Annotated in this window: 22 protein-coding genes; 12 read left to right on the top strand and 10 right to left on the bottom strand. The window is 74.4% G+C overall.

The features are described 5' to 3' along the window. Positions 1-7 precede the first annotated feature (7 nt). From ccrA to UW392_RS03725, 4 genes are all read right to left on the bottom strand, one after another. Positions 8-1,345 (bottom strand): crotonyl-CoA carboxylase/reductase, encoded by a 1,338-nt coding sequence (gene ccrA / locus UW392_RS03740; RefSeq protein ID WP_320773399.1) that lies wholly within the window; start codon positions 1,343-1,345, stop codon positions 8-10. A gap of 337 nt (positions 1,346-1,682) precedes the next feature. Beyond that, entirely contained in the window at positions 1,683-2,519 is an 837-nt protein-coding gene (locus UW392_RS03735; RefSeq protein ID WP_320773398.1) for a TetR family transcriptional regulator, read from the bottom strand. A gap of 118 nt (positions 2,520-2,637) precedes the next feature. Continuing rightward, positions 2,638-4,443: a 3-hydroxyacyl-CoA dehydrogenase family protein gene (locus UW392_RS03730; RefSeq protein WP_320773397.1), complete on the bottom strand. Its 1,806-nt coding sequence runs from the start codon at positions 4,441-4,443 to the stop codon at positions 2,638-2,640. A gap of 364 nt (positions 4,444-4,807) precedes the next feature. Beyond that, positions 4,808-5,557, bottom strand: coding sequence for a nucleotidyltransferase domain-containing protein (locus tag UW392_RS03725; protein WP_320773396.1), 750 nt, complete (start codon positions 5,555-5,557; stop codon positions 4,808-4,810). 100 nt (positions 5,558-5,657) lie between these two features. Between UW392_RS03725 and UW392_RS03720 the strand changes: the two genes are divergently transcribed. Next, a complete protein-coding gene (locus tag UW392_RS03720; RefSeq protein WP_320773395.1) occupies positions 5,658-6,233 on the top strand; it encodes an adenylosuccinate lyase in 576 nt (191 codons plus the stop codon). A gap of 30 nt (positions 6,234-6,263) precedes the next feature. Here UW392_RS03720 and UW392_RS03715 read toward each other — a convergent pair whose 3' ends face one another. The 3 genes from UW392_RS03715 to UW392_RS03705 all read right to left on the bottom strand — a co-directional run bounded on the left by UW392_RS03715 (position 6,264) and on the right by UW392_RS03705 (position 9,683). Then, positions 6,264-6,650, bottom strand: a complete 387-nt coding sequence (locus UW392_RS03715; protein WP_414495519.1) for a GNAT family N-acetyltransferase — start codon at positions 6,648-6,650, stop codon at positions 6,264-6,266. Positions 6,651-6,812: 162 nt separating this feature from the next. Beyond that, positions 6,813-8,450: an alpha/beta hydrolase gene (locus tag UW392_RS03710; protein ID WP_320773394.1), complete on the bottom strand. Its 1,638-nt coding sequence runs from the start codon at positions 8,448-8,450 to the stop codon at positions 6,813-6,815. 186 nt (positions 8,451-8,636) lie between these two features. Then, positions 8,637-9,683 (bottom strand): Rv2578c family radical SAM protein, encoded by a 1,047-nt coding sequence (locus UW392_RS03705; RefSeq protein WP_320773393.1) that lies wholly within the window; start codon positions 9,681-9,683, stop codon positions 8,637-8,639. A 210-nt stretch (positions 9,684-9,893) separates the two neighbouring features. On the opposite strand from UW392_RS03705, the gene UW392_RS03700 reads away from it, so the two are divergent. The 10 genes from UW392_RS03700 (at position 9,894) to UW392_RS03655 (ending at position 22,781) form a co-directional block, all read left to right on the top strand. Beyond that, positions 9,894-10,337 (top strand): SRPBCC family protein, encoded by a 444-nt coding sequence (locus UW392_RS03700; protein ID WP_320773392.1) that lies wholly within the window; start codon positions 9,894-9,896, stop codon positions 10,335-10,337. 145 nt (positions 10,338-10,482) lie between these two features. After that, entirely contained in the window at positions 10,483-12,900 is a 2,418-nt protein-coding gene (locus tag UW392_RS03695; protein ID WP_320773391.1) for an MFS transporter, read from the top strand. 169 nt (positions 12,901-13,069) lie between these two features. Beyond that, entirely contained in the window at positions 13,070-15,535 is a 2,466-nt protein-coding gene (locus UW392_RS03690) for a SpoIIE family protein phosphatase (protein WP_320773390.1), read from the top strand. A gap of 155 nt (positions 15,536-15,690) precedes the next feature. Further along, positions 15,691-16,416, top strand: coding sequence for a class I SAM-dependent methyltransferase (locus tag UW392_RS03685; protein ID WP_320773389.1), 726 nt, complete (start codon positions 15,691-15,693; stop codon positions 16,414-16,416). A gap of 128 nt (positions 16,417-16,544) precedes the next feature. After that, positions 16,545-17,378, top strand: coding sequence for a M55 family metallopeptidase (locus UW392_RS03680; protein WP_320773388.1), 834 nt, complete (start codon positions 16,545-16,547; stop codon positions 17,376-17,378). After that, the gene (locus UW392_RS03675; protein WP_320773387.1) at positions 17,371-18,708 is read left to right on the top strand and encodes a M20/M25/M40 family metallo-hydrolase; all 1,338 of its coding nucleotides are present in this window, start codon (positions 17,371-17,373) and stop codon (positions 18,706-18,708) included. The genes UW392_RS03680 and UW392_RS03675 overlap by 8 nt, the downstream gene beginning before the upstream one ends. Before the next feature lie 2 nt (positions 18,709-18,710). Next, a complete protein-coding gene (locus UW392_RS03670) occupies positions 18,711-20,690 on the top strand; it encodes an LpqB family beta-propeller domain-containing protein (RefSeq protein WP_320773386.1) in 1,980 nt (659 codons plus the stop codon). Next, positions 20,687-21,622 (top strand): LD-carboxypeptidase, encoded by a 936-nt coding sequence (locus tag UW392_RS03665; protein WP_320773385.1) that lies wholly within the window; start codon positions 20,687-20,689, stop codon positions 21,620-21,622. Before UW392_RS03670 ends, UW392_RS03665 begins: the two co-directional genes overlap by 4 nt. A gap of 62 nt (positions 21,623-21,684) precedes the next feature. Then, positions 21,685-22,224 carry a GNAT family protein gene (locus UW392_RS03660; RefSeq protein ID WP_320773384.1) on the top strand — a complete coding sequence of 180 codons (540 nt, stop codon included), beginning with the start codon at positions 21,685-21,687 and terminating at the stop codon, positions 22,222-22,224. Positions 22,225-22,358: 134 nt separating this feature from the next. After that, positions 22,359-22,781 (top strand): DUF5709 domain-containing protein, encoded by a 423-nt coding sequence (locus UW392_RS03655; RefSeq protein ID WP_320773383.1) that lies wholly within the window; start codon positions 22,359-22,361, stop codon positions 22,779-22,781. A 29-nt stretch (positions 22,782-22,810) separates the two neighbouring features. Here the strand turns inward: UW392_RS03655 and UW392_RS03650 are convergent, their stop codons facing one another. Both UW392_RS03650 and UW392_RS03645 read right to left on the bottom strand, forming a co-directional pair. Then, positions 22,811-23,164, bottom strand: a complete 354-nt coding sequence (locus UW392_RS03650) for a VOC family protein (RefSeq protein WP_320773382.1) — start codon at positions 23,162-23,164, stop codon at positions 22,811-22,813. A gap of 102 nt (positions 23,165-23,266) precedes the next feature. Continuing rightward, complete coding sequence (locus UW392_RS03645; RefSeq protein ID WP_320773381.1) at positions 23,267-23,815, bottom strand: hemerythrin domain-containing protein; 549 nt, start codon at positions 23,813-23,815, stop codon at positions 23,267-23,269. 126 nt (positions 23,816-23,941) lie between these two features. On the opposite strand from UW392_RS03645, the gene UW392_RS03640 reads away from it, so the two are divergent. Then, positions 23,942-24,550: a phage holin family protein gene (locus UW392_RS03640; RefSeq protein WP_320773380.1), complete on the top strand. Its 609-nt coding sequence runs from the start codon at positions 23,942-23,944 to the stop codon at positions 24,548-24,550. Positions 24,551-24,588: 38 nt separating this feature from the next. Here UW392_RS03640 and UW392_RS03635 read toward each other — a convergent pair whose 3' ends face one another. Further along, on the bottom strand, positions 24,589-25,551 hold the full coding sequence (locus tag UW392_RS03635; RefSeq protein ID WP_320773379.1) for a TIGR03557 family F420-dependent LLM class oxidoreductase: 963 nt from the start codon (positions 25,549-25,551) through the stop codon (positions 24,589-24,591). Between the last annotated feature and the right edge of the window lie 15 nt (positions 25,552-25,566).

Genomic DNA, 25,566 nt, shown 5'->3' with positions numbered 1-25,566 from the left:
GATGCCCTCAGACGTTCCGGAAGCGGTTGATGCCGTCGATGTGCCGTGCGCGCTTCTCCGCGTCGCGGACCCCGAGGCCCTCCTCGGGGGCGAGGCACAGGACGCCGACCTTGCCCTGGTGGGCGTTGCGGTGCACGTCGTGCGCGGCCTGGCCGGTCTCGTGGAGCGGGTACACCTTCGACAGCGTCGGGTGGATCTTCCCCTTGGCCACGAGCCGGTTGGCCTCCCACGCCTCACGGTAGTTGGCGAAGTGCGAGCCGATGATGCGCTTCAGGGACATCCACAGGTAGCGGTTGTCGTACTCGTGCCGGTAGCCGGAGGTCGAGGCGCAGGTGACGATCGTGCCGCCCTTGCGCGTGACGTACACGGAGGCCCCGAAGGTCTCCCGGCCGGGGTGCTCGAAGACGATGTCGACGTCCTCGCCGCCGGTCAGCTCGCGGATGTGCTTGCCGAACCGCTTCCACTCGCGCGGGTCCTGCTGCTCCTCGTCCGTCCAGAACCGGTAGCCCTCGGCGGTGCGGTCGATGACCGCCTGGGCGCCCATCGCCCGGCAGATCTCCGCCTTCCGCTCGCTGCTCACCACACAGATCGGGGTGGCGCCGCCGGCGAGCGCGAACTGCGTGGCATAACTGCCCAGTCCGCCGCTGGCGCCCCAGATGAGCACGTTGTCGCCCTGTTTCATCCCGGCGCCGTTGCGGGAGACGAGCTGCCGGTACGCGGTGGAGTTGACCAGGCCCGGGGCGGCGGCCTCCTCCCAGCTCAGGTGGTCCGGCTTGGGCATCAGCTGGTTGGACTTGACGAGTGCGAGCTCCGCCAGGCCGCCGAAGTTGGTCTCGAACCCCCAGATGCGCTGCTCCGGGTCGAGCATCGTGTCGTTGTGGCCGTCGCTCGACTCCAGCTCGACCGACAGGCAGTGGGCGACGACCTCGTCACCGGGGTGCCAGGCGTTGACCCCCGGGCCGGTGCGCAGTACGACGCCCGCGAGGTCGGAGCCGATGACGTGGTACGGCAGGTCGTGGCGCCGGGTGAGCTCGCTGAGCCGGCCGTAGCGCTCCAGGAAGCCGAAGGTCGACAGCGGTTCGAAGATCGAGGTCCACACCGAGTTGTAGTTGACCGAGGAGGCCATGACGGCGACCAGGGCCTCGCCCGGGCCGAGTGCGGGGACGGGGACCCGGTCCAGGTGCAGCGACTTGCGCGGGTCCTTCTCGCGGGTGGGCAGGCCCGCGAACATGTCCGTCTCGTCCTTGTGCACGGTGACCGCGCGGTACGAGTCGGGGAGCGGCAGGGCGGCGAGGTCGGCGGGCGTCGCGTCCGGCGACTGGATCGCGTCCAGGATGTCCTTCACGGTGGTGCCCTTCGGCGAGGTGTGTGAGGGATGCCGTCGGTTCGGCGGAGGGTGGAGCGGCGGCGCTTCGTGGCGCGAGGGGTGCCTGTGACGCAGGCGTCCGGGCGCGTGCGCCTGGAGCGGCTCACGGGGACAGCCGGCGTGCGGCGTGGTGGGGTGCACGCCGGCCGCCCGGACAACATCAACGTATGGCACGCCGTGTCAGGTGACAAGGCACTGCGTGCCAAATAATGGGCTCAGGTGAATTCTTTACCCGACAGATGAGCGATGATCGATCGTGCCGGGAGCGACACGGCATGAAAAACGGCCACCCGGAGGTGGCCGTCCCCGTGCTTCCTCAGCGGTCCCGCAGCGCCTGTTCGATCGTCCTCATGATGTCGTCGAGCGGGGCGTCCGTCCGGGCCACCGTCACCAGCACCTCGCCCTGGGAGGAAACGGACGCCGGGGACGGGGCGGCGGCCTGCGGCGCGGCCGTGCGGCCCGCGCCGATGCCGGTGCCGAAGGTCCTGCGGACGATCGCGAAGGCGTGGTCCAGCTGGGTCTCCACGTCCCCCTGCCCGCCGGCCCGCAGCCAGCGCCGCAGCACGTGGTTGTGCGCGGTGACGACCGCCGACGCGGCGACCTCCGCCAGCAGCGGGTCGTCGTTGGCGTCGTCGTCGTGCGCGTGCTCGTCGAAGTGGCCCAGCAGGTAGCGCGTGAAGAGCCGCTCGTAGCGGGCCACCGAGGCGATCTCCGCCTCGCGCAGGGTGGGGACCTCGCGGGTGAGCTTGTAGCGCTGCACCGAGATCTCCGGCTGCGCCGCGTACATCCGCATGACCTCCTTGATGCCGCGGCACACGGTGTCGAGCGGGTGCTCGTGCGCCGGGGCGGCGTTGAGCACCGCCTCGGCCCGGATCAGGGTGTCGTCGTGGTCGGGGAAGATCGCCTCCTCCTTGGAGCGGAAGTGGCGGAAGAAGGTGCGGCGGGCCACCCCGGCCGCCGCGGCGATCTCGTCGACCGTGGTCGCCTCGTACCCCTTGGTCGCGAAGAGCTCCATGGCCGCGGCCGCCAGTTCCCGGCGCATCCTGAGCCGCTGCGCGGCGGCGCGGCCGCCCGCGGCGCTCTCCGGAGCGTCGGACGGGGCTGATGTACGTGAGGACTTCGCGGCCTGGGACATGCCCCGAACGTACTGCATGTGTGCGAAGGAGCGTGCAGGTCGGCCGGTTCCCCCGCCCGCCGTGGGCGGGGGCTGTCCGGCCGGGTCCAGCAGCCCGCCCCAGTCGGCGCCGCCTGCGGACCGGTCGACGGGCCGCTCAGCGCTTGCCATGCTCGCGGAAGCCGCGGCCGGTCTTGCGGCCGAGGCAGCCCGCGGCCACCAGGTGTTCGAGGAGCGGCGCCGGGGCGAGGCCCGGATCGCGGAACTCGCGGTGCAGCACCCGCTCGATGGCGAGCGAGACGTCGAGCCCGACCACGTCCAGCAGTTCGAACGGGCCCATCGGGTAGCCGCCGCCCAGCTTCATCGCCACGTCGATGTCGTCCAGCGACGCGTAGTGCTCCTGCACCATCTTCACCGCGTTGTTCAGGTACGGGAACAGCAGTGCGTTGACGATGAAGCCGGCCCGGTCCCCGCAGTCCACCGGGTGCTTGCGGACGGCCGAGCACAGCCCGCGGGCCGTGGCGTGCACCTCGTCCGCGGTCAGGACCGTACGGACCACCTCGACCAGCTTCATCGCCGGGGCCGGGTTGAAGAAGTGCATGCCGATCACGTCCTGCGGGCGCGTGGTGGCCCGGGCGAGGGCCACGACGGGCAGCGAGGAGGTGGTGGTGGCGAGGATCGCGCCCGGCCTGCAGACCTTGTCGAGGGCGGCGAACAGCTGCCGCTTGACCTCCAGGTCCTCGGCGACGGCCTCCAGGACGAGGTCGACCTCCGCGAGGGCGTCGTACGCGCCGGCGCAGCTGATCCGGTCCAGCGTCTCGGCCGCCGCCTCCGCGGTCGTCCTGCCCTTGCCGACGGAGCGGGAGAGCGACTTGCCGATCCGGGCCTTGGCGCCCCGCGCCTTCTCCTCGCTGCGCGCGACGAGCACGACACCGTACCCGGCCTTGGCGAAGACCTCGGCGATGCCCGAGGCCATCGTCCCCGAGCCCGCGACACCGACGGAGCGGACGGGACGGCCGAGGGCGGACACGGCGCCGTCCTGCGGGGTGTCCGCGTCCGGCACGACGGCGGCGCTGCCCGGAGCCTCGTACGTGTAGAAGCCGCGCCCCGCCTTGCGGCCGGTCAGACCCGCCTCGCCGAGCTGCCCGAGGATCGGGGCGGGGGCGTGCAGACGGTCGTGCGAGGCGGCGTACATGGCCTCCAGCACCGTGCGCGCCGTGTCGATGCCGATCAGGTCCAGCAGGGCGAGGGGGCCCATCGGGAGTCCGCAGCCGAGCCGCATCGCCGCGTCGATGTCCTCCCGGGAGGCGTACCGGGCCTCGTACATCGCGGCGGCCTGGTTGAGGTAGCCGAACAGCAGCCCGTCCGCGACGAAGCCGGGCCGGTCGCCCACGGCGACGGGTTCCTTGCCCAGTTCCAGGGCGAGGTCGGTGACCGCGGCGACGGCCTCCGGCGCGGTCAGCACGGACGAGACGACCTCGACGAGCCGCATCGCCGGGGCCGGGTTGAAGAAGTGCATGCCGAGCACCCGCTCCGGCCGGGCCGAATCGGCGGCCAGCCGGGTCACGGAGAGGGCGTTGGTGCCGGTCGCGAGCACGGTCTGCGGGCCGACGACCGCGTCCAGCTCGCGGAAGACCTGCTGCTTGACCTCGTACGACTCGGGGACGACCTCGATGACCAGGTCGGCGCCGGCGGCGGCCCGCAGGTCGGTGAACGTGCGGAAGCGGGCGAGGACGTCGCCGCGTTCCTGCGCGCTGATGCGCCCGCGGTCCACGGCGCGGGCGGTCGAGCTCTCCAGGGCGGCGACGGCCCGCGCGGCCGCGGCCGCGCTGACGTCGATGCCGACGACCTCGCGGCCGGACCGGGCCAGGACCTCGGCGATGCCGGTGCCCATGGTGCCGAGGCCGACCACGGCGACGGTCGGGAACGGGGACAGGGAAGTGCCGGAGCGGACAGGGGCCATCGCGGGACTCCAGGGATGAGGGTGACGACGGGGAGCGCGAGCGGGTGCGCCGCTCGGCGGCGCGCCCGGCGCGGCGGGCTGCGACCGCGGTGCGGGCGTGCACACGCCCGGGCCGCGGCGGTCACCGACCGGCCCTGTCCCGGAGCCGAGTCGTACTGCGGTACCTCGGGTACCGAACCGACTGCGCTCCCACTGTCCACGGTCCCGTGGAGCGGGAGGTGTTCCCGGCGGCGGCTGCGTCACCAGGCCGCCGCGAGGAGGTGCGAGCGGATGGCTCGCTCGAATGAGCTTAACCGGCGGGTAACGAGCGCGCCACCCCTCCGGGGTGGGGTCGTCGCCCCGGAGGGGTGGCGCCGACCTCCGCTCAGACGGCGGCCGCGAACAGCTCCCCCGCCTCGGCGAGCACCCGCGCGAGGACCTCGGGATCCGGCCGCAGCCCGGCCACGAGGGCGTCGACGCCCCGCAGGCCCGCCCGCTCCAGGAGCCTTTTCTCGTTGGTGACCCATTCACCGCGCGCCGCCAGCACCGCGTGCGCCGTCTGCGCGGCGGCGGTGGCCAGCGCGCCCGCGACCTCGGTGACCTGACCGCGCCGGACGTGGGCCGCCTCGGCGTACCCGAGCGTCGCGACCGCCCGCCCCCGCCACTGCGGGGGTGCCGTCTCGCGCAGCGCCTCCGGGAACCCGGGGCGGGGCAGGTCGCCGCGGAGCACCCGGTTGACGGCGAGCTCGGCGACCACCAGGTAGCTGGGGATGCCCGCGAGGTGGAACATCAGCGGCTCCCAGTGGAAGCGGCCCCGCCGCGCCTCGGCGAGTTCGTGTTCGACGACGTCGAGGTCGCGGTAGTGGACGTCGACGCGCCGGCCCTCGACCGTGAGCCAGGCGCCCCCGTTGAAGACGCCCCCGCCCCAGCCGCCGATCTCGGAGACCTCGCCGTCCCAGCCCACGGCGCGCAGGTCCGCCGGGTCGAAACCGCCCCGGTAGTAGACGGCCAGGTCCCAGTCGCTGTCCGGGGTGTGCGTCCCCTGCGCGCGCGAGCCGCCGAGGGTGACGGTGTGCACGGCGGGGAGGGCGGCGAGCCGGTCGGCGACGTGGCCGAGGAACATCTCGTCGTTCATGCGGGCACGATAGTGAGCCGGGGCCGCACGTGTCCGCGCACCACCGCCGGCTTGGTCATGTACGCCCCCGAGGACGCGGCGCGCCCCTAGGCTCGGTGCCATGGGCGATGAGGCGCGAGCACTCACGGAGCGCATACGGCGGGAGGCGGGGGCGTCCCCGGCGTACGACCGGCTCTCGGCGACCGAGGACCCCGACGAGCTGGCCGGTGTGCTCACCGCTCCCGGACAGCCGCTGTGGGCGCGGGAGCTGGCCGCCTTCCGGCTCGGTGTCGCCGGGGACGCGAGAGCGTTCGAGGCGCTCGTGCTGCTCCTCAACCACCGCGACCCGCAGCGCTGTGCCTCCGCCGCCCACGCCCTGGCGCGGCTCGGCGACCCGCGCACGGCCCGGGCCGCCGCCGCGCTCGCCACCAACGAGCTCCGGGTCGCCTACGCCCTGCACCCCGTACGGCTCCTGGTGGCGCTGCGCGCCCCCGAGTCCGTACCCGCGCTGATCACCACCCTGGAGCGGCGGCTGCGGCCGCACGACCCGTACCGCAAGGTCGCCCTCGCCTGCGTGGAGGGCCTCGGCGACCTGGGGGACGCGCGGGCGCGGCGCGTCCTCGCCGAGGCGCTGGCGCACCCGGCGCTGGCCGTGGCGGCGGCCGGCGCGCTCAAGCGGCTGCCGGCGGCACGGTGAGCGGCTCGTAGGGCGCTGTGCGGCGCGACGTCACAGCGCCAGGTCACAGCACGAGGTCACAGGGCCCGCGCGTAACGCCTCGGGCACCGGCACCCCGGCCACCTCGAAGGACTCCTCGGCGCCGTCGGGGGAGAAGCCGAGCGCTCGTAGAAGCCCCGGGCGGGGAGGTTCTCCTTCAGCACCCACGGCAGCGTCCGTCCGTACCCGGCGTCGCCGCACCGGCGCAGCGACTCGGTGAGGAGCGCGCCCCACACCCCGGGAGAAGTGCCCGGGGTCCACGTGGATCGCGTACACCTCGGCGTCACCGGCGCCGGCCCCTGCCCCTCCGTCCTCGTTCCCGGTGCCGTCGGCGCGGTAGGGCCCGTGGCACACCCAGCCGACGACCTCGCCGTCCCGCTCGGCGACCAGGTCGACCACCTCCTCCCCGGCGTGCGCGTGAGTGCGCGAGATGGTGCCGGCGCCGCTCGGCGTCCGCCTCCACGTCGAGCGCGTCGAGGTACGACTGCGGCATCAGCCCCGCGTACGCGGTCCACCGGCCGGCGACCCTGATCGCGGCCACGGGCCGGCAGTCGGCCGGGTTCATCTCACGGATGCGCGGGTGATCGTCCATGGCGGCACCCCAGGCGGGCGGGTGCCGGGGCGGCCTCCGGTTTCCGGCCCCGGGCCGGACCCCGTCCCCGCCCTCGTGCCCGCCCCCGAAGCCGACGGTTCGGGGTCGGGCAGGCGTGCGCACCGCGCGTCGGCCCCGCCGGTGCCGCGCGGCACCGTGCCGTCGGCCAGGTACGCCGCCAGGTGCCGGTCCAGGCAGGCGTTGCCGCGCAGCGTGACGCCGTGGTTGCCGCCGCCGTCCTCCACCACCAGGCGGGAGCCGCGCAGCAGCCGGTGCAGGGTGGCCGCGCCGCGGAACGGGGTGGCCCCGTCGTGCGTCGACTGCAGGAGCAGCACCGGGGGCAGCGCGTCGTTGGAGACGTCCAGGGGTTCGAGCGGTGCGGTCGGCCAGAACGCGCACGGCGCGTTGTACCAGGCGTTGTTCCAGGTGATGAACGGGGCCGCCTCGTGCACGGCCCGGTTGTCGCGGCGCCAGCGGCGCCAGTCACGCGGCCAGGCCGCGTCGTGGCACTGCACCGCGGTGTAGACGCTGTAGGTGTTCTCGCCCGCCGCGTCGACGGCACCGAGGTCCCGGTACGCCGCGACCAGCGGTCCGCCGTCCCCGTCGTTCACGTACGCCGCGAACACCTCGGCGAGGCGGGGCCAGTGGCCGTGGTGGTAGCCGCCCGGGAGGAAGGCGTCCTCCAGTTCCCCGGCGCCGACCGTGCCGCCCGCGGGCCGCTCGGTGAGCGCCTCGCGCATCCCGTACCACGCGGCCTCCACCTCGGCGGGGTCGCCGCCGAGCCGGTAGACCTCGTCGTGCCGCGCGACCCAGGCCAGGAACGCCCGGTGGCGGCTGCCGAGGGCGCGGTCCTGGAGGAGGTTGCTGTCGTACCACACGCGCGTGGGGTCGACGACGGAGTCCAGCGCCATCCGCCGCACGCGGTGCGGGTGCAGCTTCGCGTACACGGCGCCCAGGTAGGTGCCGTAGGAGTACCCGAAGTAATTGATCCGGCGTGCGCCGAGGGCGCGGCGGATCACGTCCATGTCCCGTGCCGCGCTCACCGTGCCCATGTGGGGCAGCACGTCCCCGTGCCTGCGCGCGCACCCTGAAGCGAAGGCCGCGGCACGCTCCCGGTTCGCCGCCTCGGCGGCCGGCGTGGCCGGCCACGGGGCGGGCCGCACCGGTGCGAAGTGGCCGGGACGGCAGTTCAGGGCCGGTCTGCTCGCGCCGACACCCCGCGGGTCGAAGCCGACGACGTCGTACTCGGCCGCCACCCGCTCCGGCAGCGCGGAGGCGACGAACCCGGCCAGCGCCCGGCCGCTGCCGCCCGGCCCGCCCGGGTTGACCAGCAGCGGGCCCTGGTACGTCCGCGCGGTGTGCGGAACACGGGTCAGGGCGAGCGTGATCCGTCGCCCGCGGGGGCGCTCGTGGTCGAGGGGGACCTCCAGGGAGGCGCACTGGAGCGTCGGGTGGTCGTCGGTGCCGCACCCCTTCCAGGCGGGGCCCGCGGTGACGGCCGGGTCCCCGGCGCGCGCCGGGGCGGCTCCGGTGCCCGCCAGGGACGGGGACGCCATGAGCGTGCCGGCCGTCACGACGGCGCACAGAACGGCTGCGCCTATCCTCATCGGGTGCCTCCCGGGGGCGGGGACGGAGGATGCCGGGCCGTGCGGATCACGGCTCCCGTCGCATCAGTCCCGGCGGGGAGCGGCGGGGCAACGTGTCGGGCGGCGACATGACCCGATCGGCCGGGGAGAAGCGCTCGGATGCGGACGGTGAAGACAGCGGCGCGGGGGAGCGGGGAACCGCCCAGCTCAGAGGAGCGTCAGCTGCGTGGGCTGCGCAGGCGCGTCCCGGTCCGGCGCCCGGTGTTCCGGTGCCGGGATCCTGCGCGGCAGTCCCGGGCGGGAGGGCCCGATGCCGTACTCCTGGGCCAGGTCGTGGACCTGGCCGGTGATCCGGCGCTGGTACCACTTCGGGGCGTACGCGCCCTCCGCGTACAGCCGCTCGTAACGCCGCACCAGGTGTGGGTGGTGACGCTCCAGCCAGGCCATGAACCACTCGCGGGCGCCCGGCCGCAGGTGCAGCACCAAGGGCGTCACCGAGGTGGCGCCGGAGGCCGCGACGGCCCGCACCGTCTCGCGCAGCCGGCCCGGTCCGTCGCTCAGGAAGGGCAGCACGGGGGCCATCAGGACACCGCAGCCGATGCCGTGGTCGGTGAGGGTCCGTACGACGTCCAGGCGGCGTTCCGGTGCGGGCGTGCCCGGCTCCACCGTGCGCCACAGCTCCCGGTCGGTGAAGCCCACCGAGACGGAGATCCCCACCTCGGTCACCCGGGAGGCCTGGACGAGCAGGTCGAGGTCGCGCAGGATCAGCGTGCCCTTGGTCAGGATCGAGAAGGGATTGGCGTGGTCGCGCAGGGCGGCGACGATGCCGGGCATCAGCCGGTAGCGGCCCTCCCCGCGCTGGTAGCAGTCGACGTTGGTGCCCATCGCGATGTGCTCCCCCTGCCAGCGCGGCGAGGCGAGGTGGTGGCGCAGCAGCTCCGGCGCGTTGACCTTGACCACGATCTGGGAGTCGAAGCCGAGGCCCGTGTCGAGGTCCAGGTAGCCGTGCGTCCTGCGCGCGAAACAGTAGACGCACGCGTGCGTGCAGCCGCGGTACGGGTTCACCGTCCACTCGAAGGGCATGCGCGAGGCCCCCGGCACCCGGTTCACGATCGATCTCGCCCGCACCTCGTGGAAGGTGACGCCGCGGAACTCCGGGGTGTCGAAGGTGCGGGTGGTCACCGCGTCCGCGCCGAACAACGCGGCGTCCGGGGCCGTCGTCGGGTTCGCGTCGGCCAGATGGTCCCAGCGCATGGGCACCTCCTCGGTAGCACTGGCCACAGAATAGAACATACGTTCCCTTGATCGTGCGAACTCGAGTTCGAGCATCGTGTGGAGGTGCTGCGGAGACCTGCTCGGCGCGGTGGTTTCAGGACTTGTCGGGGACCCTGATTTGGGCCGCTCGGCAGCCTGATGGTTGGCTTTGGCCCCAACACGAGCCAACAAGTGCTGGAGGAAGTGCACATGGCACAGGTCGAGGCCACCACCGAGCGCATCGTCGCCGGGGACGCGGACACGGTGTTCGACACCCTGGCCGACTACAGCGGCACCCGCGCGAAGCTGCTGCCCGAGCACTTCAGCGAGTACGAGGTCCGCGAGGGCGGCGACGGCGAGGGCACGCTCGTCCACTGGAAGCTCCAGGCCACCAGCAAGCGCGTCCGCGACTGCCTCCTGGAGGTGAGCGAGCCGACCGACGGCGAACTCGTCGAGAAGGACCGCAACTCCTCGATGGTCACCACCTGGCGCGTCACGCCGGCCGGGGAGGGCAGGTCCCGCGTCACCGTGCACACCGTCTGGAACGGAGCGGGCGGCATCGGCGGCTTCTTCGAGAAGACCTTCGCCCCCAAGGGCCTCTCCCGCATCTACGACACCGTCCTCGCCAACCTCGCCGCCGAGGTCGAGAAGTAGGCCCTCCCGCCGGGGCCCGCCGCCCCCTCACCGGATCGGGTGGACCTGGCGCGGCCTGCGACGTCACGCCGTAACTCGTCGCAACTGCCGGAGGTTGTCGCGTCACGCGGGAACCGCACGGCAGGTGCGACGAGGGGAGCGGCACATGAGCGGGATCACGCTGGCGCAGGGCGGACCGGTCACCGCGCCCCCACCCGATCCCGCCCCGCCCCCGGCCGAGCCCGTGCCGCTCGGCCGCAGACGACTGTGGGCGGCCCTCACCGGCCTCCTGCTCGCGCTGCTGCTCGCCGCGCTGGAACAGATGGCCGTGGCCACCGCGCTCCCGCGGATCGCCGGCGAGCTGCACGGGATGGACCGGATGTCCTGGGCGGTCACCGCCTACCTGCTCACCGCCGCCGTGGGACTGCCGGTCGCCGGCCGGCTGGGCGACCGCCACGGGCACGGCGCCGTCCTGCGGGTCGCCCTCGGGATCTTCGTCGTCGGCGCCGCGCTCGCCGGCTGGTCGCGCGGCATGGACCAGCTCATCGCCTTCCGCGCGCTCCAGGGCGTCGGCGCGGGCGGACTCCTGACCGGCGTGCAGGCGATCGCCGCGGACATCACGCCCGCCCGGCTGCGCGGCCGCGTCATGGGGCTGATCGGCGCCGTCTTCGGCCTCGGCTCCCTCGCCGGGCCCCTGCTGGGCGGCGTGCTCACGGACCACCTCTCCTGGCGGTGGTGCTTCCACCTCAACGTCCCCCTCGGACTGATCGCCCTGGCCCTGGTCACCCTCGTGCCCGGGCGGGCGGTGAAACCCCGCGCACGGGTCCGCCCCGACGTCCTCGGGCCGCTGCTCCTCACCGCCGCGTCGGTCTGCCTGGTGCTGCTGAGCGGCTGGGGCGGCACCGCGTACGCGTGGAACTCGCACGTCGTCATCGGACTCGCCGCCGCGGCCGTCGCGGCCACCGCCCTGTTCCTCGTCGCCGAGCACCGCGCGGCCACGCCCCTCCTGCCGCTCCGGCTGCTCAAGGACCCCGTCGTCGCCGTGACCGGCCTCGTGGGCCTCACGGCCGGCGTCGCGCTGCACGCGGCGTGCAGCCAGCTGCCGGCCTTCCTGCAGCTGGGCGGCGGGGCGTCGGCGACCGCGGCCGGGCTGCTCATGCTGCCGCTGACGGCCGGCCTCGTCGGCGCGTCGGTCCTCGTCGGGGAGCTCGTCGGCCGCACCGGGCACTACCGGACGTACCCGGTCCTGGGCACCGCCCTCGCCGCCGTCGGCCTGTGGCTCCTGACGGGCCTGGAGGCGGACACGCCCCGGCTGTTCCTCGGCATCTGGACGGCCGTCCTCGGCATCGGCATCGGCATGGTGACGCCCGTCCTGGTCCTCGCCGCGCAGGCCGCGGTGCGCCCCGCCGACACCGGCACCGTGACCGGTGCCGCCGACTTCGCGCGGCAGCTCGGCGGCGCCATCGGCGTGGCCGCCTTCGGCGCGCTCCTCGCCGCCCGGCCGGCCGACCCCCTGCCCACGCGCGCGGACGCCGTACTGCCGGACCCCGCGTCCCTGACACCGGACGTCGTGCACGCCCTGCCCGCCGCGCTGCGCGACGACTACGACGCCTACACCGCGGCGTACGCCGAGGCCGTGCCGCACGCCTTCCTCCTGCTCACGCCGGTGCCCGTGCTCGGTCTGCTCCTCGCCCTCCTCCTCTTCCACCTCCTCAAGGGCGGCCCCCCGGTGTCCCACGACCTCCCCGCCGAGTCCGTCCCGATCCCGCCGCCGCGGCCCGCGCACACCGGCGGGGCGGTCGTGCGCGGCACCGTGCGGCAGCACGACGGCACGGCCGTCGCACGGGCCGCGCTGACCCTCATCGACGTGACGGGACAGCAGATCGGACGGGGCGCGGGGGGCGAGGACGGCCGGTACGAGCTGGTGCCGCCCGGCCCGGGGGCGTACGTGCTCATCGCCGCGGCCGACGGCCACCAGCCCCAGGCGGTGACCGTCACCGTGGGCGAGGGTCCCATGGGGGTCGACATGGTGCTGGGCGGCCCCGGACAGGTGGCCGGGCGCGTGGTGATGCCCGACGGGAGCCCCCTGCCGGACGCGGCCGTCACGCTCACCGACGTCCACGGACAGATCGTCGCCACCACCCGCAGCGGCCCCGGGGGCGACTACGCCATCACCGACGTGGGCGCGGGCGAGTACACCCTGGCCGCCGGGGCCCACACGTTCCGCCCGGCCGCCTGCCCCGTCACCGTCCGCCCCGCGCGCGAGACCCGTCAGGACCTCGAACTCGCGGGCGGCGAGGTGCTGCGGGGCATCGTGCGCGCCGGCGGCGGACGGCCCGTCGAGGCGGCCCGCGTCACCCTCCTCGACCTCATGGGCAACGTTGTCGGCACCCTGGTGACCGGAGCCGACGGCGCGTACTGCTTCGCCGACCTCTCGGCCGGCGAATACACCGTCGTCGCCTGCGGCTACCCGCCCGCCGCGACGGTCCTCCAGGTCGAGGGCGGCAACGGGACCGAACGGGACGTGCACCTGGGGCACGAGGACCTCGAGGGTCCCGAGGAGCCCGAGGACCGCGCGGGCTAGCAGGAACGGCGCAGGGGGTGTGACCGGTGCAGGCGTGCGCCGGTGGGAGAGCGCCGGAGGCGCCCCTCGGCGAATTCACCTGTTGCCGCACATCGCGGCGGCGGGCGGCCGTACGGTGGTGACGGCGGCACACATCTCGCTGGACCGTGGGGGGAGAGAGGGCCGGGCCATGGACCGTGGCGCAGGAAGCGGCGTACCCCCCGGCCGGGTGACCGGGCGGGAGGCGGCGGAGCACGCCGTCGGCCGTATCCCCCTGGCCGTGGTCGTGGTGGACCGCGACGGACGCGTCTCGCACTGGAGCAGTGGCGCACGACGGCTGTTCGGCGCCGCCAGGGAGGACGCGGTGGGTCGCGCCGCCGTGGACCTGCTGCCGGTCTCCGGCGCCCTGCCCGAGGACGACGAGGCGCCCTACGGGACGTACGCCGTGGAGGGCCTCGGCCCCGGCCTGGACGCCTCGCTGGAGGACGGGCTGTCCTACCCGGCCGCCGGACGGGCCCGGCTCACGGTGCCGGGGGACGACCGGGACGGTCACCGTGTCGACGTGCTGTGGTGGGCGTACCCCCTGGTCGGACCCGGGCGGGGGCGGCTGCTGGTCCTCGCCGCCGACGCGGGGGCGCTGCGGCCCGGGGAGGAGGGCGCCGGCCTGGAGCGGATCGCGCCCGGCTTCGCCCTGCACACCGACTTCCCCGGCGCCGAGGACCTCGCCCGCCGGCTCCCCGAGATCCTGCCGAGCATGAGCGTCGGCGACGGCGCCCGCATCGTCGCGCAGGTCCTGGAACTCGGCTACCCGGTCCTGGAGTTCAGCCGCCACGACCGGGTGCCGGTCACCCCCGACTGGGGCGTCCCGCGCCGCGCCGAACGCCGGGCACGCCGTGAGCGGGCCGCCCGTGCCGCCGCCGAGGGCCGGCCCGTCCCGGCGGCCCTGCGGGACGAGGACGACGGCGAGGACCTCGAGTACGCCGCCGTCCGGGAACACCTGGAGTTCCTCAACGAGGTCAGCTCCCGCATCGGCAGCTCCCTCGACCTCTCCCGGACCATCGTCGAGGTCAGCAAGGCGGTCGTGCCGCGCTTCACGGACGTCGCGGGCACCTACCTGCGCGAGCAGGTCGTCGCGGGCGAGGGCTTCCCCGAGGGCGTGCCCGACACCACCACCCTGTGGCACCGGGTCGCCGTCGAGCACACGGACGAACCGGGCCGCTGGGACGACGTCGTGCCCGTCGGGGAGGCCATGCCGTTCCCCGCGCACACGCCGTTCTTCCAGTGCATGACGAGTGGGCAGCCCGTGCTCGTGCCGCGCATCAGCGAGGAGCTGGGGCACGCGATCGCCGCCCAGTTCGAGAAGCGGGACATCCGGCCGTTGATCACCCACCGCTCCATGCTGGTCGTGCCCCTGAAGGCGCGGAACGTGGTCCTCGGTTTCATGATCCTGCTGCGCCACCCCGAGCGCGCCCTCTTCAACGACATGGACCGGGTCACCGGCGCCGAACTGGCCGCCCGCGCGGGCCTCGTCCTCGACAACGCCCGCATGTACACGTACCAGGAGAGCGTCGCGGAGACGCTGCAGGACAGCATGCTGCCGCACATCCCGCCGCGCCGGGCGGGCTGCGACATCGCCACCCGCTACCTGCCCGGCACCCTGCTGGGGCGGGTCGGCGGCGACTGGTTCGACTCGGTCAAGCTGCCCGGTGCCCGCACGGCCCTCGTCGTCGGCGACGTCATGGGACACGGGCTCAACTCGGCCGCGATGATGGGGCAGCTGCGCACGGCCGTGCAGACCATGGCCGCGCTGGACCTGCCGCCCGCACAGCTCCTGCGCAACCTCGACGACCTCGCCCAGCGCCTCGGCGAGCACTACCTCGCGACCTGCCTGTACGCCGTGTACGACCCGATCGCCGGCGAACTGCGCCTCGCCAACGCCGGTCACATCCCGCCCGTGCTGGTGCGGGCGGCGGACGGCCGCAGCGAGCTGCTCGACCTGCCCACGGGCGCGCCCATCGGCGTCGGCGGTGTCGCCTTCGAGGCGGTACGCGTGCGCGTGCGGCCCGGCGACCGCCTGGTGATGTGCACCGACGGGCTGGTCGAGGTGCGCGGCGAGGACATCGGTGTCGGTCTCGCCACGCTCTGCGAGTCCGCCGCCCACCCGGCCGCGTCCATGGACGACGCCTGCGACACCGTCATCCGCGCCCTGGGCACCCGGGGCGGACGCAAGGACGACGTAGCCCTGCTGCTGGCCCGGCTCAACGGCGTCGAGGCCGGGGACGTCGCCGAGTGGTCGTTCGCGCACGCCCCGGCGGAGGCCCACCGGGCCCGGGCCGCGGTCCGGGAGCAGCTCCGCGTCTGGGGCCTGGCGGCGCTCGCGGACGCCACCGCGCTGATGGCCGGCGAGCTGGTCACCAACGCCGTGCGGCACGCGCGCGGGCGGCGGATCGAGCTGCGGCTGGTGCGGGGCGACACGCTGCTGTGCGAGGTCGACGACGACGATCCCACGCTGCCGACGCTGCTCGACGCGGACCCCGCCGACGAGTTCGGGCGGGGCCTCAGGGTGGTCAGCACCCTGGCCCGCGAGTGGGGGACAAGCCGGACGGGCGGCGGCAAGACGGTGTGGTTCGAGCAGACGACGCCGCGCCGGCGCTGACGGGCCGGCCGTTCCCCCGCCGGCCCGCCCCTCCCCGCCGGCCCACCGATCTCCCGGAGTACGGCCCAAGGCTTGTCGGCCCACTCCCGCCGCGATACACCCGTGGTCTGGTCCGCCGTTCCCGGTGGGCCGCGGTCGCACCCCGGGGAGTCGGCATGAGCGTGACGAGTCGGTACAGGCAGGCCTGGGAGGGCTTCTGGAGCGAGGCCCCCGAGGAACAGGGGGCCGTCTTCTGGGACACCGAGCCCGCGGCCACCGTGGGCGTCCACCTGGCCCTCTTCGAGCCGCACCTGACCGACCCCGGCCTGCCGGTCGTGGACCTCGGCTGCGGCAACGGCACCCAGACCCGGTTCCTGGCCGACCGCTACCGGCGCGTCCTCGGTGCCGACCTGTCGGCCGCCGCGCTCGACCGCGCCCGGCGCGCCGACCCGGCGGGCCGGGCCGCGTACCGGCTGCTCGACGCGGTGGAACCGGCCCAGGTGGCGGCGTTGCACACGGAACTCGGCGACGCCAACGTCTACATGCGGGGCGTACTGCACCAGTGCGACCCCGGGGACCGGCAGCCGCTCGCCGACGCCCTGGCCACCCTGGTGGGGGAGCGGGGCCGGGCCTTCCTCGTCGAGCTCTCCCAGGCCGCCCGCCCGCTGCTGCTGGACCTCGCCGGGGGCGTGAGCGGGCCGCCGGCCAAGCTGGCCCCGGTCCTGCGGCACGGCATCGCACCGGGCGAGGTGTCCGACGACGCCGTGCCGGGGCTGCTGGGCGCGGCCGGCCTCACGGTCCTCGCGAGCGGCGGGCTGGCCCTCGCCACCACGGAACACGGACCCGACGGCGCCCGGATCGAACTGCCGGCGAAGTGGCTGGTGGCGGGGCGCCCGGAGTGAGGTGCGGCGGCGTGCCGCCGGACGCCGCGTGAGGGGGTGGCTCGAACGGGCGTACGTCGCTGATCTGGGAAAGTGCCAGTTATCCACAGGCCTGGTCGCAGCTCGCCGCGGCGACGTACGGTGCTGCCATGAAGATCCTCATCAGCGCCGACATGGAAGGCGCCACGGGTGTGACATGGCCCGCCGACGTGCTTCCGGGCACACCGCAGTGGGAGCGGTGCCGGTCCATGTTCACCTCGGACGTCAACGCCGCGGTGCTCGGCTTCTTCGACGGCGGAGCCGACGAGGTACTGATCAACGAGGCGCACTGGACCATGCGCAACCTGCTCCTGGAGCGCCTCGACGAGCGCGCCCAGATGCTCACCGGCCGCCACAAGGCCCTGTCCATGGTGGAGGGCGTGCAGCACGGGGACGTGGACGGCGTCGCGTTCGTCGGCTACCACGCGGGCGCCGGCATGGAGGGCGTCCTCGCCCACACCTACCTCGCCAACTCCGTCACCGGCGTCTGGGTGAACGACGTACGGGCCAGCGAGGGCCTGCTCAACGCCCACGTCGTCGCCGAGTACGGCGTCCCGGTCGTCCTCGTCACCGGCGACGACGTGGCCTGCGAGGACGCCCTCGGCTACGCGCCCGAGGCGCTCAAGGTCGCCGTCAAGGACCACGTCTCCCGCTACGCGGCGGTGTGCCGGACGCCCGCCCGGACGGCCGCCGACATCCGCGCGGCCGCCAGGGACGCGGCGGCGCTCGCGGTGCGCACCGCCCCCGTCGAGGCGGGGCCGTACACGGTGGCGCTGGAGTTCGACGCCGAGCACCTGGCGATGGCGGCCACCGTGGTGCCGGGCGTCGGCCGCGTCGGCGAGCGCAAGGTCGCCTACACCAGCCCGACGATGTACGAGGGAATCCGCACGTTCAAAGCCGTGACCACGATCGTCTCGGCCGCAGTGGAGGAGCAGTATGGCTGAGCGGATCGACGGGCACTCCCCGGAGGTCGACGAACAGTCCCTGGAGGAGGTCGTCCGGTTCGCCTCCGACCTCATCCGCGTCGACACCACCAACCGCGGCGGCGGGGACTGCTTCGAGCGGCCGGCCGCCGAGTACGCGGCCGAGCAGCTGGCCGGAGCGGGCCTCACGCCCACCCTGCTGGAGCGCGCCAGGGGCCGCACCAACGTGGTCGCGCGGATCGAGGGCACCGACCCCTCGGCCGACGCGCTGCTCCTCCACGGCCACCTCGACGTGGTGCCCGCCCAGGCGGCGGACTGGAGCGTCCACCCGTTCTCCGGGGAGGTCCGGGACGGCGTGGTCTGGGGACGCGGCGCCGTCGACATGAAGAACATGGACGCGATGATCCTCGCCGTCGTCCGGGCCTGGGCGCGGCTCGGGGTGCGGCCCCGGCGCGACATCGTGATCGCGTTCACGGCCGACGAGGAGGCGAGCGCCGAGGACGGCTCCGGCTTCCTCGCCGACAAGCACGGCGAGCTGTTCGAGGGGTGCACCGAGGGCGTCAGCGAGTCGGGCGCGTACACCTTCCACGACGGGGCCGGCCGGCAGATCTACCCGATCGCGGCGGGCGAGCGCGGCACCGGCTGGCTGAGGCTCACCGCGCGCGGCCGGGCCGGGCACGGCTCCAAGGTGAACCGGGAGAACGCGGTGACCCGGCTGGCCGCCGCCGTCGCGCGCATCGGCGCCCACGAGTGGCCGGTGCGGCTCACCCCCACCGTGCGGGCCGCCCTGCTGGAGCTGTCCGCGCTGTACGGCGTCGACGACCCGGACCTCGACGACGTGGACGCGCTGCTGGACGAGCTCGGGCCCGCCGCCGCCCTCGTCGAGGCGACCGTCCGCAACAGCGCCAACCCGACCATGCTGGAGGCCGGGTACAAGGTCAACGTGGTCCCGGGGGAGGCCGTGGCCCACGTGGACGGCCGGTTCCTGCCCGGTGGCGAGGACGAGTTCGCCGCGACCCTCGACCGGCTCACCGGGCCCGGGGTGGAATGGGAGTTCCACCACCGCGAGGTGGCCCTGCAGGCGCCGGTGGACTCGGTGACGTTCGCGCGGATGCGGGCGGCCGTCGAGGAGTTCGCGCCCGAGGGGCACGTCGTGCCGTTCAGCATGTCCGGCGGCACGGACGCCAAGCAGTTCTCGCGGCTCGGCATCACCGGCTACGGCTTCACGCCGCTGCGACTGCCGCCGGGCTTCGACTACAACGCGCTCTTCCACGGCGTCGACGAGCGGGTGCCGGTCGAGGCGCTCCACTTCGGGGTCCGCGTGCTCGACCGCTTCCTGCGGACGGCCTAGGAATGGGGGACGAGGTGCAGACCCTGGAGTACGGTTCGTGGCCCTCTCCGATCGACGCGTCGCTCGCCGCCGCGCACGACGGACACGCCGAGTTCGCGGGCTTCGTCGGCGAGGAGGCCTGGTGGACCGAGCCACGGCCCGCCGAGGGCGGCCGGCGCACCCTGGTCCGGCGCCGGGCCGACGGCACCGAGGAGACGGCGCTGCCCGCGCCGTGGAACGTGCGCAGCCGCGTCATCGAGTACGGCGGGCACCCGTGGGCGGGCACCATGCTCGACGACGGACCGCTCGTGGTGTTCGTGAACTTCGCCGACCAGCGGCTCTACCGGTACGAGCCCGGCACCGAACCCCGGCCGCTCACCCCGGTCTCCCCGGTGGGCGGCGGACTGCGCTGGGCCGAACCGCGGCTGCGGCCCGACCGCGACGAGGTGTGGTGCGTCCTGGAGGAGTTCACCGGGGACGGGCCGACCGACGTACGGCGCGTCCTCGCCGCGGTGCCGCTGGACGGGTCGGCGGCCGGTGACCGGGACGCCGTACGGGAGCTGACCGGCGCCCGCCACCGCTTCGTGACCGGTCCCCGGCTCTCGCCCGACGGCCGGCACGCGGCCTGGCTGGCCTGGGACCACCCCCGGATGCCCTGGGACGGCACCGAACTGCTCGTCGCCGAGGTCACCGACGACGGCACGTTCCACGAGCCGCGCACCGTGGCCGGCGGGCCGGAGGAGTCCGTCGCGCAGGTCGACTGGGCCGCCGACGGCACCCTCCTGTACGCCAGTGACCGCAGTGGCTGGTGGAACCTGTACGAGCGGGACCGGGAGGGCCACGAGCGCGCCCTGTGCCCGCGCGAGGAGGAGTTCGCCGGGCCGCTGTGGAAGATCGGGTGGCGCTGGTTCGCACCGCTGGACAGCGGGCTGATCGCGGTGGTGCACGGACGCGGCTCCACCGTGCTCGGCATCCTCGACCCCGTGACCTGCGAGGTCGTCGACGTGGCCGGACCGTGGACCGAGTTCGCCCCGTCCCTCGCCGTGCACGGCAGCCGCATCCTCGGCATCGGGGCGAGCCCCCGCAGCGCGTACGAGGTGGTCGAACTGGACGCCCGCACCGGCCACGCGCGCGTGATCGGCGCCGCCCACGACGACCCGGTGGACCCCGCCCACTACCCCGAACCGCAGATCCGCACCTTCACCGGCCCCGCCGGACGGGAGATCCACGCGCACATCTACCCGCCGCACCACCCCGGCCATGTCGCACCGGACGACGAACTGCCGCCGTACGTCCTCTGGGCGCACGGCGGCCCCACCAGCCGCTCGCCCCTCGTCCTGGACCTGGCCATCGCCTACTTCACCTCCCGCGGCATCGGCGTCGCCGAGGTCGACTACGGCGGCTCGACCGGCCACGGTCGGGAGTACCGCGAGCGGCTGCGCGAGCAGTGGGGCGTCGTGGACGTCGAGGACTGCGCGGCCGTCGCGCTCGCCCTCGCCGACGAGGGCACCGCCGACCCCGGCCGGCTCGCGATCCGCGGCGGCAGCGCCGGCGGCTGGACCGCCGCGGCCTCCCTCGCCATGACCGACGTCTACGCCTGCGGCACGATCCTCTACCCGATCCTCGACCTCGCGGGCTGGGGCTCGGGGGAGACCCACGACTTCGAGTCGCAGTACCTGGAGACCCTGGTCGGGCCGCTCGCCGAGGTGCCCGGCCGGTACACGGAACGCTCGCCAGCCGAGCACGCGGACCGGATCACCGTGCCCTTCCTGCTGCTCCAGGGGCTCGACGACGTGATCTGCCCGCCGGCCCAGTGCGAGCGGTTCCTGGCCAGGATGGAGGGCAGGCGGGTGCCGCACGCCTACCTGACGTTCGAGGGCGAGGGGCACGGCTTCCGGCGGGCCGACTCGATGGTGCGGTCCCTGGAGGCCGAACTGTCCCTGTACGCCCTCGTCTTCGGCCTGAACCCGCCCGGCATCCCCACCCTGGAGCTCACCAAGTGACACCGCTCGCCCCACTGATCCGGCCCGCCCGTCTCGCCCCCGGCGCCCGCGTCGCCGTCGTCGCGCCCAGCGGACCGGTCCCCGAGGAGCGGCTGAGCACCGGGCTCGACATCCTCCGCGGCTGGGACCTCGACCCGGTGGTGGCGCCCCACGTGCTCGACCGCCACCCCGGGTTCCCCTACCTCGCGGGGACCGACGCCGACCGGGCCGCCGACCTCCAGGCCGCCTGGTGCGACCCGGACGTCGACGCGGTGCTGTGCGCCCGCGGCGGCTACGGAGCCCAGCGGATGGTGGACCTCCTCGACTGGGGCGCGATACGGGCCGCGGGGCCCAAGGCGTTCGTCGGGTTCAGCGACATCACCGCGCTGCACGAGGCGTTCGCCGTCCGGGCCGGTTTCGCCACCCTGCACGGACCGATGACCGCGGCGGTCGACTTCCTCAAGAACGCGCGGGCCCAGGAGCACCTGCGGGCCACCCTCCTCGCCCCGGAGACGGTCCGCACCCTCACCGCCGGCCGGGCGACGGCACTGGTGCCCGGGCGGGCCCGGGGCGTCCTCCTCGGCGGCTGCCTCAGCCTGCTCGCGGCCGAGCTCGGTACCCCGCACGCCCGACCCTCCCTGCGCGGCGGACTGCTCTGCCTGGAGGACGTCGGCGAGGAGACGTACCGCCTGGACCGCTGCCTCACCCAGTTGCTGCGCGCGGGCCGGCTCGACGGCATCGCCGGCGTCGTCCTCGGCTCCTGGGAGAGGTGCGCCCCGTACGGCGAGGTGCGTGCCCTGCTCGCCGACCGGCTGGGCGGGCTCGGGGTGCCGGTGGTCGAGGAGTTCGGGTTCGGGCACGGGGAGGGGGCGCTGACGATCCCGTTCGGTGCACGGGCCGAACTCGACGCGGAGCGGGGCACGCTGACGCTGGACGAGCCGGCGCTGGTCTGATGCCCGCCGTGACGCCCGAGCCCGGAAGCGGGGGCCGTGTCCCGGCGGCGTACTGTGACGAGATGCCTGTCCACGCCTACCTCGCCGAAGGGCCCCGCGTCGGCATCCGGCACCCCGCCCCCGGGGACGGGGCCGAGTTCACCGCCCGGGTGCGGGAGAGCAAGGGCCTGCACCATCCGTGGCTGTTCCCGCCGGACCACCTCACCGCGTACAGCGCCTACCTGCGACGGCTGGCCGAGGACCCGGCCAGGGCCGGTTTCCTCGTCTGCGAGAAGGACGGCGGGGACATCGCCGGATTCGTCAACGTCAACAACATCGTCGAGGGCGCCTTCCTCAACGGGACCCTCGGCTACGGGGCCTTTGTCCACGCCGCGGGGCGCGGGCTGATGACCGAAGGGCTCCGGCTCGTCGTCGGCCACGCCTTCCGGAGGCTGGGCCTGCACCGACTGGAGATCAACGTGCAGCCCGGCAACGCCGCGTCCATCGCGCTGGCCCGGGCTTGCGGGTTCCGGCTGGAGGGGTTCTCGCCCGACTTCCTCTTCATCGACGGCGCCTGGCGGGACCACCAGCGCTGGGCGCTCACCGAGGACATGTACCGCTGACCGACGGTGCCCTGCCCGTCGGCACCGTCCTGGCGATCTTCTCCGGCCGACCTGGACTTAAGCGGCCCGCGACGGGGAACCCGGCCCGTCGTAGAGCATGGCCGCAACGTAGCGACGGAAGGAGGCGGGGCACCATGAGCCGCAGGCCGCACGATCCCGGGGCCGACCCCGAGGACGAGGGCATTCCGGACCTGCAGGACGGCACACCGGAGCAGCAGTGGTCCTCGGACCCGCAGCAGGAGTCCGTGCCCGGGGACGAGCCCACGGCAGCGATGGCACACGGCACCACGGCGAACGAGGCCCGGGAGGGCGAGTCGCTGGACGAACGGCTGGCGGAGGAGGAGCCGGAACCCGACCCCACCGTGCCGCCGGGCCCGCCCGACCGGGCGGCCGGGCTGCTGTACGACGAGCCGGACCCCGACCGGCCGCGTGAGCAGGACGTCTACTCCCAGGAGGGGTCGACGCACGGGCTCTCGGCGGAGGAGGCGGCGGTGCGGATCCGCGACGAGGACGACTTCGCGGAGGACCAGCTGGAGTACCGGGAGGACATCCCCTGATCCGGTGATCCGGTCGCGGGCCGCCCGGGTCAGGCTTCGGCCCGGCGGTCCGCGTACTCGTACACCGACCCGTCCGGGTGCAGGGCGATCAGGTTGCGGCCCGCGGGTGTCGCCACCGGACCCGCGAGGACCTGGGCGCCGGAGTCGGTGAGCACCCGGTGGGCCGCGTCCACGTCGTCGACGGCGATGGTCGCGGCGACCTTGCGGAGCACCTCGAGCTCGGCCTCGGGACCGCTCATCAGGAGGAAGCAGCCGACGGCGGCCACCCGCACGCCGCCGCGTTCGAAGCGCAGCGCCGGGGCGCCCGCGAGCCGCTCGTAGAAGGGGACCGTGGTGTCCAGGTCGTCGACGCAGATGCGCAGCGTGGCTCCCAGAATTTCCATACGGCCGAGCCTAGTTGCGGCCGGCCGGAGAAGAGATCGTTTCCGCGGGATCCACGGATTTCACGGACCTGCGGAACTCCGGCCGGCCGCGGGCCGGGTGTGTCAGCCCATCGCCTTGCGGATCGCGTCACGCGTGCGGTCGATGACGGACGCGACCGGCCCCACCGCCAGGTTCTTCACGGCGGTGTCGGTGCCCGGGTGCGGGCGGGTCGGGGCGACGGTCTCGGCGGCCTTCACCGCGCGGGCCAGGTTCTCCAGCTTCGACTGGTCGGCCACCTGACGGAAGCGCGCGAACTCGTACTTCTCCTCCGCCTCCGCGTGGGCCAGCACGTTCGTGCGCAGCTCCTCGAACCGGGTCATGAACTCCGGTGAGTCGGTGTCCATGTCGTCGAGGCGGGACAACAGCCCCTTGGCGCTCTCCTCCTCCTGGATGCGGTCCTTGACGATCTGTTCACCGCCCTCGATGTTCTTGCGGGCGAAGGGGTGGACGACTTCTTCCTCGGCGGTCTCGTGCACCGCGAGGAGACGGACGAGGTCCTGGAAGTGCTGCTTCCGCTCCTCGCCGCTGGTCGCCGCCACCTCGTCGAGCAGGTCGCGGATCCGCGTGTGCTGCGCCTTCAACAGCTCCACGACGTCGGTGCGTTGAGTCATCCTGACTTCCTCTTCTCCGGCTGCTGCTGGGTGTGAGAGGTCGTACGGGCGGGGCGGGTACCCGGGGCGGGCGGCGTTACGCTCCCCGTCGCGTTACGCGCCGTCGAGCGGGGGTACCCGCGCCACATGAAGCGTCTGGACCACCTGCGGCACCTGGACAGGCACCTGGTCGAGGAACTGACGCAGGTGGCCCGTGAGACCGTGCGCGAGGAGCTGCGCGAGCAGACCCGCAAACAGCGCCGCACGGTCACCCTCTACGCGGCGTCCGGCGCCGCGGCCCTGTACGCGGGCGCCGCGCTCGCGCTCGGCCTCGGCCTCCTCCTCGCGCGGGGACTGCCCGACTGGGCCGCCGCGCTGATCATGGCCGTCCTGCTCGCCGCGGCGGCGTACGCGCTGCGCTACGCGGCCCGGCCGTCCGCGTACCGCCGCCCGGCCGGGAACCGGACCGCCGACTGCGGGACGCGGGTGACGCCGGACGGCGCGGAGGAGGGAACGCCCGGCGGTACGGACCGGGGCACGCACGGTGCCGCGGTGCCCGGGGCGCGGCACGGTGGTCAGCGCCCCGCCGTCCCGCCGATGCCGCCCGTCCAGCCGGACGTCCCCGGCCCCGTCCCCGGCCCCGACGTCTCCGGCGGAGCGCCGGGCGCGGGCGGACGCCCCTTCGGTGCCCCCGGCACCGGTACGACGCCGCCGCCCGGCCCCGCGGACCCCGAGGCTCCGCAGCACCGGGCGTAGTCACGTACACCTGGTGCACGCGGGACGCGGGCGGTGCCTCACTCACCCCGCTGCAGCCGCGGCAGCACCTTCGTCCGGTAGAAGTCGAAGAAGCCGCGCTGGTCGGGACCGATCTGGTTGACGTACACCCGGTCGAAACCGGCCTCCGTGAAGGCGCCGAGCGCCGCGACGTGCTCGTCGGCGTCGTCGCCGCACACCATCTCGTCGCGCACCATGTCCTCGGTGACCAGCGACTGCACCTGTTCGAAGTGGCGGGGCGTGGGCAGGATCTGGCCCAGCTCGCCGGGCAGCAGCTCGGTGTACCAGAGCCGGCGCGCCGTACGGACGGCCTCCTCGCGGTCCGGGCCGTAGCAGACCTTCACCCCGCCGCTCACGAGCCCCGCCCCGCCGCCGCCCTTGCGGTACCGCGTCACCAGCGACTCGTCCGGCGCCATCGTGATGTAGCCGTCCCCGACGCGTGCCGCGAGCGCCGTCGCCTTCGGGCCGAAGCCCGAGACGTCGATGGGCACGGGCTCGTCCGGGACCGTGAAAAGACGGGCGTTCTCCACGGTGTAGTGGGTGCCGCGGTGGTTGACCGTCTCGCCGGTGAACAGGTGCCGCATCACCTGCACGGCCTCCTCCAGCATCTCCAGGCGGACGTGCGCCGGCGGCCAGTGGTCGCCGAGGACGTGCTCGTTGAGCGCCTCGCCCGAACCCACGCCGAGCCGGAGGCGGCCGGCGGTCATCACCGCGCTCGTCGCCACGGCCTGGGCCAGCACCGCCGGGTGGATCCGCACCGTCGGGCAGGTCACCGCGGTCTGCACGGGCAGCGACACCGCCTCGGAGAGGGCGCCGATCACCGACCACACGAACGGGCTCTGGCCCTGCTCCCGGTTCCACGGGTGGTAGTGGTCGGAGATCCACAGACACTGGAACCCGGCCTGCTCGGCCATGCGGGCCTGCTCGATCAGGTCGGCCGGGCCCCACTCCTCGGTCGCCAGGAAGTAGCCGTACTCGGGCATGGGACGCACCTCCGC

The organism is Streptomyces sp. CRN 30 (assembly GCF_034105845.1).
Note: the sequence above shows the minus strand (reverse complement) of the source record. Positions and strands in the feature narration are given on the sequence as shown.